This is a genomic window from Desulfofundulus sp. TPOSR (assembly GCF_011393055.1).
In the GTDB taxonomy this organism is placed as follows: Bacteria; Bacillota; Desulfotomaculia; order Desulfotomaculales; family Desulfovirgulaceae; genus Desulfofundulus; species Desulfofundulus kuznetsovii.
Genome location: NZ_JAAOEF010000003.1, coordinates 618,198 through 630,629 on the forward strand (window position 1 = coordinate 618,198; position 12,432 = coordinate 630,629).

General features: G+C 61.1%; 13 protein-coding genes. All 13 read left to right on the top strand.

What is annotated here, in order from left to right:
- Positions 1-9: 9 nt before the first annotated feature.
- Positions 10-636 carry a Flp pilus assembly protein CpaB gene (locus G7K71_RS13980; protein ID WP_166347505.1) on the top strand — a complete coding sequence of 209 codons (627 nt, stop codon included), beginning with the start codon at positions 10-12 and terminating at the stop codon, positions 634-636.
- Complete coding sequence (locus G7K71_RS13985) at positions 637-1,518, top strand: hypothetical protein (protein WP_166347508.1); 882 nt, start codon at positions 637-639, stop codon at positions 1,516-1,518.
- Complete coding sequence (locus G7K71_RS13990; protein ID WP_166347511.1) at positions 1,430-2,788, top strand: CpaF family protein; 1,359 nt, start codon at positions 1,430-1,432, stop codon at positions 2,786-2,788. The genes G7K71_RS13985 and G7K71_RS13990 overlap by 89 nt, the downstream gene beginning before the upstream one ends.
- On the top strand, positions 2,716-3,612 hold the full coding sequence (locus G7K71_RS13995; RefSeq protein ID WP_166347513.1) for a type II secretion system F family protein: 897 nt from the start codon (positions 2,716-2,718) through the stop codon (positions 3,610-3,612). The genes G7K71_RS13990 and G7K71_RS13995 overlap by 73 nt, the downstream gene beginning before the upstream one ends.
- Positions 3,602-4,123 (top strand): stage II sporulation protein M, encoded by a 522-nt coding sequence (locus G7K71_RS14000; protein ID WP_166347516.1) that lies wholly within the window; start codon positions 3,602-3,604, stop codon positions 4,121-4,123. Before G7K71_RS13995 ends, G7K71_RS14000 begins: the two co-directional genes overlap by 11 nt.
- 12 nt (positions 4,124-4,135) lie before the next feature.
- A complete protein-coding gene (locus G7K71_RS14005; protein WP_166347519.1) occupies positions 4,136-4,642 on the top strand; it encodes an A24 family peptidase in 507 nt (168 codons plus the stop codon).
- A gap of 4 nt (positions 4,643-4,646) precedes the next feature.
- Positions 4,647-5,807, top strand: coding sequence for a hypothetical protein (locus G7K71_RS14010; protein ID WP_166347522.1), 1,161 nt, complete (start codon positions 4,647-4,649; stop codon positions 5,805-5,807).
- A gap of 6 nt (positions 5,808-5,813) precedes the next feature.
- Complete coding sequence (locus G7K71_RS14015; protein WP_166347525.1) at positions 5,814-6,509, top strand: SAF domain-containing protein; 696 nt, start codon at positions 5,814-5,816, stop codon at positions 6,507-6,509.
- The gene (locus tag G7K71_RS14020; RefSeq protein WP_166347528.1) at positions 6,499-7,698 is read left to right on the top strand and encodes a CpaF family protein; all 1,200 of its coding nucleotides are present in this window, start codon (positions 6,499-6,501) and stop codon (positions 7,696-7,698) included. Before G7K71_RS14015 ends, G7K71_RS14020 begins: the two co-directional genes overlap by 11 nt.
- 62 nt (positions 7,699-7,760) lie before the next feature.
- Complete coding sequence (locus tag G7K71_RS14025; RefSeq protein ID WP_166347531.1) at positions 7,761-8,579, top strand: hypothetical protein; 819 nt, start codon at positions 7,761-7,763, stop codon at positions 8,577-8,579.
- Between the two features lie 40 nt (positions 8,580-8,619).
- Positions 8,620-9,393: a type II secretion system F family protein gene (locus G7K71_RS14030; RefSeq protein WP_313885012.1), complete on the top strand. Its 774-nt coding sequence runs from the start codon at positions 8,620-8,622 to the stop codon at positions 9,391-9,393.
- On the top strand, positions 9,387-10,163 hold the full coding sequence (locus G7K71_RS20085; protein WP_166347537.1) for a type II secretion system F family protein: 777 nt from the start codon (positions 9,387-9,389) through the stop codon (positions 10,161-10,163). Before G7K71_RS14030 ends, G7K71_RS20085 begins: the two co-directional genes overlap by 7 nt.
- An 18-nt stretch (positions 10,164-10,181) precedes the next feature.
- Positions 10,182-12,392, top strand: a complete 2,211-nt coding sequence (locus tag G7K71_RS14040) for a hypothetical protein (RefSeq protein WP_166347540.1) — start codon at positions 10,182-10,184, stop codon at positions 12,390-12,392.
- The last annotated feature ends 40 nt before the right edge of the window (positions 12,393-12,432 follow it).

Below are 12,432 nucleotides of genomic sequence, written 5' to 3' on the forward strand. Positions count from 1 at the left end.
TCGCGGAAGGTGTTAAAGAAACATGCTCCCCTGCTGGTATCGTTCATATTCGCGCTTGCTTCGGCGGTTTTGATTTACTTTTCTGTCCAGGCTACGAGACCCACCGTCCCCGTCGTGGTGGCCGCGCAAAACCTTTCCGTCGGCCAGGTCGTCACGGAGGATGCCGTCCAGGTGAAGAAAATGCCTTCTGAAGCCGTACCGCCAACGGCGGTACGCTCGGCAGCCGCCGTCGTGGGCAAGACCGTAACGGCGGGCCCCGTACTCGCGGGAGACGTTCTGAGGGCCGAACACCTTTCCACGGACGGCGTCCTGGTCGCCGCTTTGCGTACCTTTGCGCCTGACGGCTGGGTCGCGGTCGAACTGCCTCCCGACACGGCTATGGGTATGGCCGGGATCCGGAGGGGTGACATCGTAACCGTGTACGCGGATGTGCCCGGGGAGCAGGGGATCACTACAGGCGTCGTGGCAGAGGACGCGGTGGTTCTTTCCACTCCCTGGACGACGGTAGGCCAAAAAGGCAGCGAGCAGGGGAGGTTCTACGTGTTAGCCGTCAGGCCGGAGGAAGCACGGTTGATCGCTTCCCTTAATGTGCGGGGCAAAAAAGTCGCCCTCGTGCTGAAAGGGGGGAAAGAGTAAGTGCTGGGAGATCTCTGGAACCGTGCTGTTCTTGAGCGGAGTATCCCGGCACTCCCGCTGTCTCCAGGGGAACTCGAAGGGGATGCTGAGGTAGTGGGATTCTATTCCCCCGCCTCCGGGGCGGGGGCCACCACCCTCGCCTGCCTGTTTTCCCTCTGCGCGGCGGAAGAAGGGAAAAACGTGGCGCTGGTCGACCTGTCTCTCCGGGGTAAAGTGCGTACGTACATGGGGCTGACCCCGGACGTATGCCCGGCGAGCGTCCTGGACATGGAGGGGGTTGATGTACCGGAGGAAGTGAACAAGGCGGGCGTCCTCCACCCGCGCGGGATTTTCGTGGTGCCCGGCGTCGCGCGGACTCTCGATGCCGCCCAGGTAGACACGCGGATCTCCATCAAGGCTGTTTCGCTCGTGAAGAGGGCGTTCGACCTCGCGGTCATCGTGATAGGTCCCCTCTACAGGAACGGCTGGGCGGTGGCGATGCTCTGCGATCGGATATTCGCGGTCGTCCGGCCGTGCAGGGCAGACATGGACCTGTACGCGGAGGACGCGGACCTGCTCTCCCGTCTGGGGTGCGGCGAAAAAACCCGGGTCATACTGAACCAGAGCACCCTGCCCGGGGGGATAAAAGAAGAGGATGCCCGGAAGTTTTTTTCGGCGTGGGCGGTCTTTCCATTTCTGCCGGAAGTGCTGTCCGGAGGTAACAAGAGGTACCTGGTCATCTCCAGAAAGGTCAAGAAGTTCGTATCGCAGGCATTTTCTTCAGCTTTGAATACCGGGAAGGAGGTAGCTGGTATTGGATCTGACTCTGGTGAGCACGCTGGCGGCCAGGGACGGGCTGATTTCCCCCCTGCCGTTTCTGCAGCGCCGTATGGAGAAGAGTGACGCCGGGGAGACCGCGCTGGTCAGTATTGAACAGGAAGAATATGCACGCCTCAAGAACCACGTTCAAGAGGTTGTCAGACAGCAGATGAACCTGGATGAGGTTGCCAGGTCGCGCGACCCGGTGGTCCGCAACAGGTTCAAGAGCATTGTACTGCGGGCGATGAGGGACCTCGACGTGAAGGCGGCGTCCGCCGCGGTGCCGTCCCTCGTCCAGAAACTTTTTAACGACATTCTGGGGTACGGGATTCTGGAGAAGTTTTTCTTCGACCCGGAGGTTACGGAGATCATCGTCAACGGCACGCGGGTCCAGGTGATGAGGCACGGCAGGAGGATCTTCGTGCAGGAGCGGTTTGAGAACGCCGAGCAGGCCCGGCAGGTGGTGGAGCGGATGCTCGCCCCCACGGGGCGCCGCCTGGATCTGGCCAATCCCCGCGTGAGCGCCCGCCTCTTTGACGGTTCGCGGATGATGGCCCACATCTCGCCGTGCGCCGTGGACGGGGTGCTGGCGACAATCAGGCGCTTCCGGCAGGACATTACTCCGGAGGCGCTGTTGAAGAACCGGTCGATATCCCGGGAAGTGCTGGAGTTCATGCGGGCGTGCATCCTTGCCCGGCAGAACATCGTCATCGCCGGTGGCACCGGCAGCGGTAAGACGACATTCATCAACGTCCTGGCGTCCTTCATCCCGCACGATGAGAGCGTGGTGACTGTGGAGGACACGGCGGAGCTCCAGCTCCAGCACCCGGACGTGAGGCGGCTGGAAGGGCGCCCGCCGAACATTGAGGGGAAGGGGGAGATTACCCTGCGCGACCTGGTGAAGGACGCCCTGCGGATGTTCCCCGACCGGATAATCGTCGGGGAGTGCCGCGGCGAGGAGACTTTTGATATGCTCCAGGCGATGAACACCGGCCACCCGGGGTCGATGACGACCGTCCACGCGAACTCCGCGAGGCACGCCATCAACCGGCTGGTGAACATGGTCCAGACGGCGGGCATGGAGCTCCCCCGGGATGCCATCCTCGACCAGATAGCCGATGCAGTGGACATAATCGTGTTCATACTGCGGGAGAAAAGCGGCCGCAGGAGGCTCGACCACGTGGTGGAGGTGGTTGGCCCCGAGCGCGGGGCTGACGGCATCATCAGGGACGTGAAGCTCAACCTCCTGTGGCGGTACAACCCGAAGACGGACTCCTTCGAATGGGTGGCGGGGGAGTTCAAGCGGGCAGAAATTCTGGCCGAAAAGGGGGGCTGGCAGTGCACTATCTCCTGAAATGGCTGGCGGTTGCAACCGGTTTTATGGCGGTTTTCCTGGCCGTGTGGCAAGGCAGGCGCCCCAGGAGCGTCCCCCTGGATGAGGAATGGAAGGTCAGGCTGGGCAGCCCCGGTGACCGGAAATCGCTGCTGGTTTATATCCTGGTCGGAATGGCCGTGTGCTTCCTGGGTGCCTACGGCGTGACCGGGAGGCTCCACCTGGCTGTTCTGGGTTCTCTCGGGGGCATTTACGTGGGCCGGATGATGGAGCAGGGGAGACACAACCGCCGGAAGGCATTGCTGAGGTCGCAGTACGCCCAGGTTGTTGGCAGCCTGATGGCCGCCCTCCAGGGCGGGCTGTCCCCGCACCAGGCGCTGGAGGACGCCGTACCGTCGATGCCCCGCCCGGCGAGGGACGTCTTCGCTGAAGTACTGCGCCGGACGCGCACGGGGTCCACCTACGTCGAGGCGGTTAAGAGCGTTGCGGAGGAGACCGGCTGGAGGGACCTGGACTCCCTGGTTGTGGCGCTCCGGATATATTCCCGGACCGGCTGCAACCTGGCGGAAGTGTTCAAGTACCTGCAGGAGACCGTCATCGAGCGGGACAGCGACAGGCGGTACGTGGAGGCGGTGACCGCCGAGACGCGGATAACGGCACGGCTCCTGAGCTTCCTGCCGTTCTTCCTGATGGGGGTCTCCCGCGTGCTGGCGCCGGAGTTCGTTTCCCCGCTGTTCGACACGCTGGGGGGCAACATCGTCATCGTGGTTGCGGCCGTCATGGTAATAGTAGGGAATTTCGTAACGTCGGTAATGGTGAAGGCGGTGGTCGGCGATGCGGCTTAAACTTTTTCTTGTTTTTGCGGGGCTGTTCTTTGCCGGTGTGTTCGCCGGGGCCGTCTTCGAAAGAGAGTTCCTGCAGTGGCTCATGCCGGCCATAAGGTACGGCCTGGGCATTGGTGAGAAGATGTCTTCCGACAGTGCGTTGAACTTTCCAATTTTTCTCCTGATCTTCGCCAAGAACGTCAGCGTGGCCGCCATGTGCATCTCTCTGGCGAGACCTTCACGGGGTGCTGTACCTGCCGTGGTCTGCGCGTCCAACGGCCTCGTCGTCGGCGTCCTGGGTGCACTGCTGGCGGCGAAAGGCATTCCTCCCTGGTACTATGCGGCGCTCCTCGCCCCCCACGGGATGATCGAACTACCGGCACTCTTCCTGGCGTGCGCGCTGGGGCTGACGATCAACGGGAATGTGCTGGCCAGGCTGAGGCGGGGGACCCCCGTGGTGGCGGGGATGTTCGCCGTTGCGGCCGCCGTGGAGGTCTGGGTGTCGCCGCTGGTCGGAAAGCTACTTGGATAATGGGGTGTTAAGATGCTCGTCCACGTTTTTCTGAAAACCTTGTTTTTGGGTGCTGTCGGTGCGGCAGCGTACACTGACTGGAGATGGAGGATCATACCCAATGCGCTGAACGCCTTTATCTTATTTCTTGGAGTCAGCAACGGGATTCTGACGCACCGCCTGCTGGAGAGCGCTTGCGGGACAGCGCTTGGCCTGGTGTTCGGCCTGCTGCCCGCTCTTATTTTGAGGATGCCCCTGCTGTCCGGCATCGGTGGGGGCGACCTCAAGATGATGGCCGCCCTGGGGGCGTGGTACGGACCCCAAACGCTCCTGTGGGTCCTGGCAGCGGGGAGCGTGCTGGCTGTAGCGGGGGGACTGGCCAACCTGGCTAGGTCGAAGAAGCTCCTCCTGTGGGTGTACCTGCTGCCCGTACGCGGCAGGGAGCGGTTCGACGAGGAAGTCCTGCCTTTCGGGGTGTACCTGGCCGCGGGTACTTACCTGATTGAAGCTGCAAAATTTTTGCTGTTGGGAGGGATGTAAGCCGATGCGTGTACTCTCTAATGTCGGAAAGCAGTTCAGGGTTAAGGGAGTGGAGTTCGTCCGTTTCAACGGGGACCAGGATGGGAAAGTCGATGCCGCTGTGGTCGTGAGGGGGCCGGACTTTTCCGGGTCGCTCGATGCCGCCGCCGACATGGGAGTGCCGGTGGTTGTAGTTGCGGGCACGGAGGATGCCGCGGGCATGGAGTGCGTCCGTATTGCCGGGGAGTGCGGGGTGCCCGACGAGTGCATCCTGGTGCTGCGCGGCGGTAAAGTCGTGGACATCAGCGGTAAGGAACTGGCTCCTGCCGTCAGGGGTGGGATCGGCTTGAGCGCCGTTCTCGAAGCAGTGAAGTCCGCCGTGGAGAACAACTACGTACCCGAACCTGTGGTCTGGGTTCCGGACAGTGGCCCCGGTAATCCGCCCCGTGCGACCCGTGTTCCGGAGCAACATCATCCGGTGGGGGAAGCAACATTGCCGGAAGAGGGGGGTGAACGTCCGGTTCCGGTTGACCCTGTGGGGCATCCAGAACCGGGGGTCGCGGGGAGAGGGAGCGTCCCGGCGGGGGAAGAAGCCGCTGTCGTCGCGAACGGAGGGGTTTTGTCGCCGGTACTGGAACGTGCCGGGAAAGTCATCGCGCTATTCCAGAGTTCCCCGGGGGCGGACAGTTCGTCTGTAGCCGCCGGTTTGTTGAAGGCGATGGGTGACGGTGTGCTGCACCTGGAGGTGGGCAGCGCACCTGCTTCATATGTCCACTACGGGGAATCTCCGGATGCCGCCGTTGCCGGGGGCAGGTACGCCTTTTGCGACGGCAGGGGAATACTGGGGGCTGACCGGCAGGGACTGTATGAGTACGTGGTAGCTGAAGTGAGAGTGCCCCTGGGAAACCCGCAGGTGGTCGACGAAGTTTACCGGGCGGCGCACCGGGTGGTGCACGTCGTGGGGCACAGCTTCAAGGACGCCAGCGAATCGGTGCACAACGTACAGCTCTGGCTCGACAGCGAAATGAAGTTGCGGCTCGACGCGCTGGTGGTGGACAGGGTGCCGGAGTCCTCGCACGTGGTGGAGCTCTACCGCGGCAACTTTGCCGACCGCGTGGGGATGATCGTGGGGATAGAAAAAGACGAAGATTTCGGGGCTCTTGCTGAGTCCCTGCTGAGGGGGTAGATATAAATGTTTTTCCGCAGGAAGAAACGTAATGCTGAGGTTACTCCGCTTCCCGACGGGATGGTGCTTGAGACAAAGACGATGGGGGAGAAAGCGGATTTCGGGAGTACCGTAAAGGAGAGAACTAATGAACAAGGTGCCGCCGGGGACAGGAAGCTTGGGTTCAGGGTTCGGGCAGCCCTCCTGCTGAGCATCCTGGCAGGCGCTTCGGTCTTTTTCCTCTACACTTTCACGTACAGGCCGGTGGGGGTGGTCGTGGCCGTCAGGGACATATCTCCCGGGACTGAAATAACCGCCGCGGACGTCGTGGTGAAAAAGGTCAGTGCGGGCGACAGGCACCCGGAGGCTTATACCTCGGCAACGCAGGTAATCGGTAAGCGGGCCCAGGAGACCATCCACAAAGGGGTGCAGGTAATTGCACCCCAGGTGGAAGGAAATGCCGCAGGGCTGGTCAAGTCCGGTCAGACGGTCCTTCCCCTGAAAAATCCCGTAGCTCCCGCGCTCTCCGCGGGTAATACGGTGACGGTGGTGGCGGTGATGAACGAAGGCCCGCTGGTGCTGGGGCAGGCGACGGTTATTTCCGCTCCCCCATCCAGGCCCAATGAAGACCGCATGGTCCTGCTAGCGGTACCTTCAGGCGATGCCCCGCGCATGGCCTACGCCGCCCAGTCGGGTAAGGCGGTTTATCTCTTTGTCCAGTGAGGTGGTAATGCCGGTGGAGATCAGGGAGATTGTCAGTACTGTCAGGGAACGCCTGGCGGAACAGGTTTCCAGCGGGGAACCCGTCGAGGAACTCGTCAGGAGGGAGGTCCGCGCTGTCCTGGGCAGGACCGACCCGGCTGTCGAGAAGGACGTCCTGTGCCGCCTTCTCGGGCTCGGCCCGATAGAAATTCCCCTTGCCGACCCTGACGTATCCGAAATAATGGTCAACAGCCCGCACCAGATCTATGTGGAAAGGAACGGCGTGATGGAATTGACCGATCTTTCCTACACGGACAGCGAAGAACTGATGAACGCCATCTACCGCATCATGCAGTACTGCGGGCGGCGCATCAACTTCTCCTCCCCTATGGAGGACGCCAGGCTGCCTGATGGGTCGCGGGTGAACGCCGTGGTGCCGCCGGTTACGGACTACCCGGTGCTCACCATACGCAAGTTCGTCCGCAAAATCTTCCGTACCGGCGACCTGCTCCAGCAGGGGAGCATAAGCCCGGACATGGTGTGGTTCTTCGACGCCGTTATCAAGGGGAAGGCCAACATCGTCGTGTGCGGGTCGACCGGCAGCGGGAAGACCACCTTCCTGCGCTGGCTGACCACCTTCCTCCCGAAGACGGAGCGGATCATCACGATTGAGGACATGCGGGAGCTGAACCTGGACCACCCCCACTGCGTGGCCATGGAGGCGTCTGATAAGGCGGACATCCACAGGCTCACGATAAACGCCCTGCGGATGCGCCCGGACAGGATTATTATCGGCGAAGTCCGCGGGGCGGAAGCCTTCGAACTCCTCCAGGCCATGGGCACGGGCCACGAGGGGAGCCTCACCACGGTACACGCGAACTACACCGTCAGCGAAGCGGTGCACCGGCTCATTCGGGCCATGATCCGGGCGGGAGGGGTGACTGCCGAAGAACTGGAGTACATGATCTGCGAGACTATAGAACTGTTTGTCTTTGTCAAAAGGCTACCCGACGGCACCAGGAGGGTCGTCCGCGTGGCCGAAGTCGAAGGCTGGAAGGAAGGGCCGGTGGCCCGCGACATCTTTGTTTTCAGAGAGGGGGTCCACCATTGCGTGAACCCGGTGAGCATAAAGCTGGTCTCGAAACTTAGAGAAAATATGGATGAAGAACTGCCGGATATTCCGGCCTTCAGGGAATTGGGAAAGCGGTAGGGCGCTGCCGTACTGTGCCGGGTTTTTCTGCCCGGCTTTTTATTTTTGAGGAGGTGATGGTTTTGGGGCGTTTTCCGCTTCTCCTGCTTCTGTTTTTCTTCTTCCTGGCCGGGCCGGGAGCGGCAGGAGCCAGCGTAGTCGAATCTGCTTACGCCCCTGGCGTGGTTTTCTACACCTGGTCTGACGCCGTCAGGGAATATGCCGTTGTGGGTGGTGGGGCTGTGCCCACGGCCACGGTATATTGCTTCCCGGATGATATCTGCACAACCGCCGAACATCCCGAGTGGGCACGGGATGCCGCCTGCGAGAAATGGTCTCCGCGGCTGGCGGAACGGCTGGATGCTTCCCTGGGGCGGCTGATTGAGGCAGGCCTGCCGCCGGGACTCCTGGCAGGCCTGCGGGTGTATGTCCTACCCGCCTATCACCTGGCCCTGCCGGAGAATCCGGAGAAACCAGTCGCTGGCCTGTACTCCCGGGGCAGGGTGGCCGTGGCCGGACTCGACCTGTTCCCCGAGTACACCTTCCTGCACGAGCTGGGTCATTATCTGGCGGACAGGGTGCTGGGTGCGGAAGGATACGACTGGATCCCAAATGTAGGCAGGAAGGCCGCCCTGCTGAAAGACTACCTGGCTTTGCGCGGCTACCCGGCGGAAAGGCTGCTGGACGCCTCTTTCCAGACTTCCCTGCCCTGGAGAGAGCGGGCCGGTGAATGGTTTGCGGAAGATTTTGCTTACTGGGCCTGGTGGTGCATTGAGGGCAGGCGGCCATGGGAGGGGTCGTATAAGGCCGCCTGCGGGGTGCCGGGAGAAGAAGTGGTTGCCTGGTTCAACCTGGTGTTCGCGCAGTGCGGTGGTGCCTCGGATGAAGGGGCGTATAGGTAACTGAATCTTAAACTCAAGGAGGTGTTCCGACTTGGAGGTAGTGTCCTTGCTGGTCAGCCTGGCGGTTTTCCTCCTGCTGTGCCCGCTGGAGGAGGTATTCGAGTCCGCCAGAGGGTTTCGCTTAAAACAGCACGGCAACAGGCGGTTCCTGCTGCTGGCGCTCGGTGGGGCCGCGCTCGGCTTGCTCCTCAACAACCCGCTGTTCGTCGCGGTATCAGCGGGCGTGGCCTACCTGTACGACAGGAAGTGCAGGGAACTGGAGAAAACAAAAAACCGGGCTGTCCTGGACTCCCAGGCCGAGGTGGCCCTGCAGATGGTTGCTTCCCTCTACGAGGCGACCGGCGACCTTATCGGTTCCCTGGAGAAGGCAGCGGAGTGCGTGGACGATCCTTTGAGGGCGGAGCTGAGGAGGACGGTGGCCGACTACCGGAGCGGGCGCTCCGTCAGGGAGGCCCTGGAAGGGCTGGCCGCCCGCGTCCCCTCCAGGGACGTCCGTACCTTCGTCGAGGGTATGCTGGAGGCCGAGAAATTCGGTGCTGACGCCGGTGCGGTGATCTCTTCCATCGTGCAGGTGATCAGGGACAGGACGACGCTCAGAGAAGACCTGAAGAACGAAATGAGGGGCCAGCGGCTCACTGTGAACGTCCTGCTCATGCTCCTTCCGCTGATGCTGGGGATGGCCTTCGTGATGTTCCCCCAGTCGAAAGACATCCTGACGGGAACGCTGGTCGGGAAGGTGATCGTCGCCGCGATCCTCCCGGCGGAATACTTCGTGTGGAGCATGTCCGCGAAAGGGGTGGCTGAAGAGTGGTAACCGTTTCTGTTGTTCTCTGTGCTCTTGCGGTACTCGCATGGCTTCTGCCGTTAGAAGAAGTTGCTGCCGTTCGAGGTGGGGGTGGAGGGATAAAGACCGCGAACTTACTGGCGTCCGACCTGGAGGAGGCCGCCCGCTCCCTTGGGCTCGACGTGGACGTGGGGCCGCTGGTAAGGGCCAGGCTGCTGGTGCTCGTGGCCGGCATTTCCTGGGCGGTCATCGCGTTCGCGGTGCAGGGACCTGCGGGGGCGCTCATGCCCGCTGTCCTCACCCTTGCAGGCTGGAAACTCTGCCGGAGCTACATAAACATCCTGGAGAAGAAGCGGCGCGAGGACATTGCCAGGGAGTTCCCCCTGATGGTCAGCCTGGTGAGGGTTTATGCGAAGTCCAGCGACCTCGTCCGCGCGCTCGACACCGTACGGAGTACCCTGAAGGGCGAGTTGAAAAAGCAGGTGGACCTGCTGGTTCAGGAAATGAAACTCTATTCCTTGCCGGACGCCCTGCGGCGGTTCGCCAAGCGGTGCCGGTACGGTCCGGTGGATTCTTTCGTGTCCGTGGTGCTGTTCGGTATATCGACCGGCGCGGACGTGGACGCCATGCTGGCCACATTCGCCAGGCGGGCCTACGAGGCGCGGGTGAACGAGGTGAAGAGGAGGGTCAAGTCCCAGCCGGTATTCATGTCTTTCCTGCCCGTGGCTTTGGGGCTCCTCCTGCTCCTGGTGTTTGTGTTCCCGCTCTTCGCGGACATCATCGGCAAGCTGAGATTTTAAGGTAGGGGGTGGATGATTTTGAAAAGACGGCTTTTGTTGGCAGCCGTCCTTGCAGCGGCTTTTTTGGTAATGCTTGTGGTTAAGGCATACGCCGGCGCCACGCCCTGGATACGGGCCACGCCGAGGCCGGAGCAGAACCTGGTCCACCTGGAATGGGGGATGGCTCCTGCTTCCGAAACAGGTAACTACAACTACATGGTCTACAAGCGGGAGACGAGTGAGCCGGAGTTCCAGTCCATTCCGGTCAAGGACAGGGTAAAGGTTCTGAACATATACCCGCCGGTCGGCGACCCCGTAACCTTCACCAACTGGAAGGGGCAGAGGTTCACGCTGCCCAGGGCGGCGAGCCTCAAGAGGTGGATGGAGGAGCCGAATGCGGAACACCCGAAGGGTTACGGGATGGGTCTCATCGACGTGGACGCGGTGCCTATTCCCGACTTCAATGCGAATCCGGTAAAGTACCTCAAAAACCCGGATGGTACCTGGAAGTACGACGTGATTTTCAATGGTTCGTGGGACGTCAACGGCGGGTACGACCTGAACGCCAACTCCCTCCCGGTCGTGGAGGAGTTCATTAAGTCGGGACGCGGGTATCTCACCGGGCACGATACGATGTTCGGTGATCGGTTCGTGAACACGTACACCCGGAAGCTACGGCAGTTCTTCCGTATAAAGGTTGGCCACCCGTGGGATTGGTGGGATGCGTTGCCCGGGGAAATAGACTACAAAGACCCAAAACAGCAACCAAACTATCCTACCTGGTTTGGTGGCACTAAGGTTAAAATTATCAAGAAGGGGCTTCTGACTAACTACCCCTGGAAAATAGGCGAACCTGGTACTATATTAACCGTGCCAAATTCTCACTCGACTTCGCAGTACGCTTTCGGCGATGTGTGGCTGGTGTATACAAACTACTATACAACCCCCAGTCCCCCGCACGACGATGACCCGGTTGATCCTTCGGAAACCGGCAACTTTTACCTTACGACCTGGTGCAATACGGCCATGATCCAGACCGGCCACTCCAACTGCGAGGCCACGCCGGACGAGCAAAAAATTATCGCTAATACCCTGTTCTATTTGGCCCAAATTACAGACGGCACCTCGTGGGACGACCACTCGGCGCAGGACGTGCTCCCGCCGGATCCGGTCGCCGGGATTCAAACCAGCTCCGTTCCCGGCGGCATTGAAATCACATGGCAGCGACCGAAAGACAACGGCAATACCTATTATTACTACGTCCAAGCCATCAATAAGGCCACGGGCGACCGTTTGAATTCCGCGGTGGTCGGCCCTGTGTCCTATGCTTCCGGGATAAAAGGCTATGCCTATGTCATAGACCGGAATCCCAGTACTGATCCCAAGGCAACTGTTAACCTGGCTCAGGAAAAGATTAGTGTAGCGCTCAACCCCGGGAAATACTATCTGCACATCCGGGCCGTAGACAACGCGGGTAACGTATCCGAGGTCAGGCACTTTGCCATCGAGGTTGGCTTTGAACTGCAAGCGGCACTGGAGCCGAACCCCGCGGCTCGGGGCCAGAAGGTGAGGGTGTACGCGGCCCTGACGGTGCCCGCTTCGCCTTCGGCCGCCCAGTACTCGGGCTATCGCTCTTCCTCCTACGGCGAAGTGCTGCAGGCCGAGGGCGGGCAGGTGACGAAAGGGGGCTCCTACGGCTACTCCCCGGACGGTAAGGTCGTGTGGATGGTCAACGGTTGGCTGGAGTGCCGCTTCACGAGGCCGGCTACGGCGGTATATGTCCAGTTCAACGGTAGCGACCACAACGACGGCTATGCGAAGGTGTACGTGGACGGAACGTACTACGGTTCGTTCCAAACGCAGAACAAGGGCCACAACTACATCCGTGTGGGTAACCTCCCCGCAGCCGCACACACGATCAGGGTGAAGAGCAGCGGCGGCCATTTGCACGTCGACTTCTTCGGAGCAGCCTCCGAGCCGGCTGACGGCGTGCGGTCGGCAGCGGACTCCATATGCACGGTCCTTTCAAACGGCCAGCAACTCGGCATGTCCTGGGACGCGGCACTGCAGAGGTACAGGTGCGAGTTCCTCATACCCGACGGCGGCTCCCCGGGCGCATGGCCGGGGGATGGGAGATACCCTGTGCGGGTCATTGCGGTCAAAAATGGCCTGGAGAAATCCGTGACTCTCATGCTGACTATTCAGGGAAATATTAAAGAAAAGATATACATCAGAACGCTCGAGTGGTGACGGTGGTGCCGTCGCCACTTTTTTTTGAGCCTGGAAATTC

Bases quoted from the DNA above. Each gene is read 5' to 3' on its own strand.
- G7K71_RS13995 (WP_166347513.1), top strand. From the start codon at position 2,716: ATGGGTGGCGGGGGAGTTCAAGCGGGCAGAAATTCTGGCCGAAAAGGG.
- G7K71_RS14005 (WP_166347519.1), top strand. From the start codon at position 4,136: ATGCTCGTCCACGTTTTTCTGAAAACCTTGTTTTTGGGTGCTGTCGGT.
- G7K71_RS14010 (WP_166347522.1), top strand. From the start codon at position 4,647: ATGCGTGTACTCTCTAATGTCGGAAAGCAGTTCAGGGTTAAGGGAGTG.
- G7K71_RS14015 (WP_166347525.1), top strand. From the start codon at position 5,814: ATGTTTTTCCGCAGGAAGAAACGTAATGCTGAGGTTACTCCGCTTCCC.
- G7K71_RS14000 (WP_166347516.1), top strand. From the start codon at position 3,602: ATGCGGCTTAAACTTTTTCTTGTTTTTGCGGGGCTGTTCTTTGCCGGT.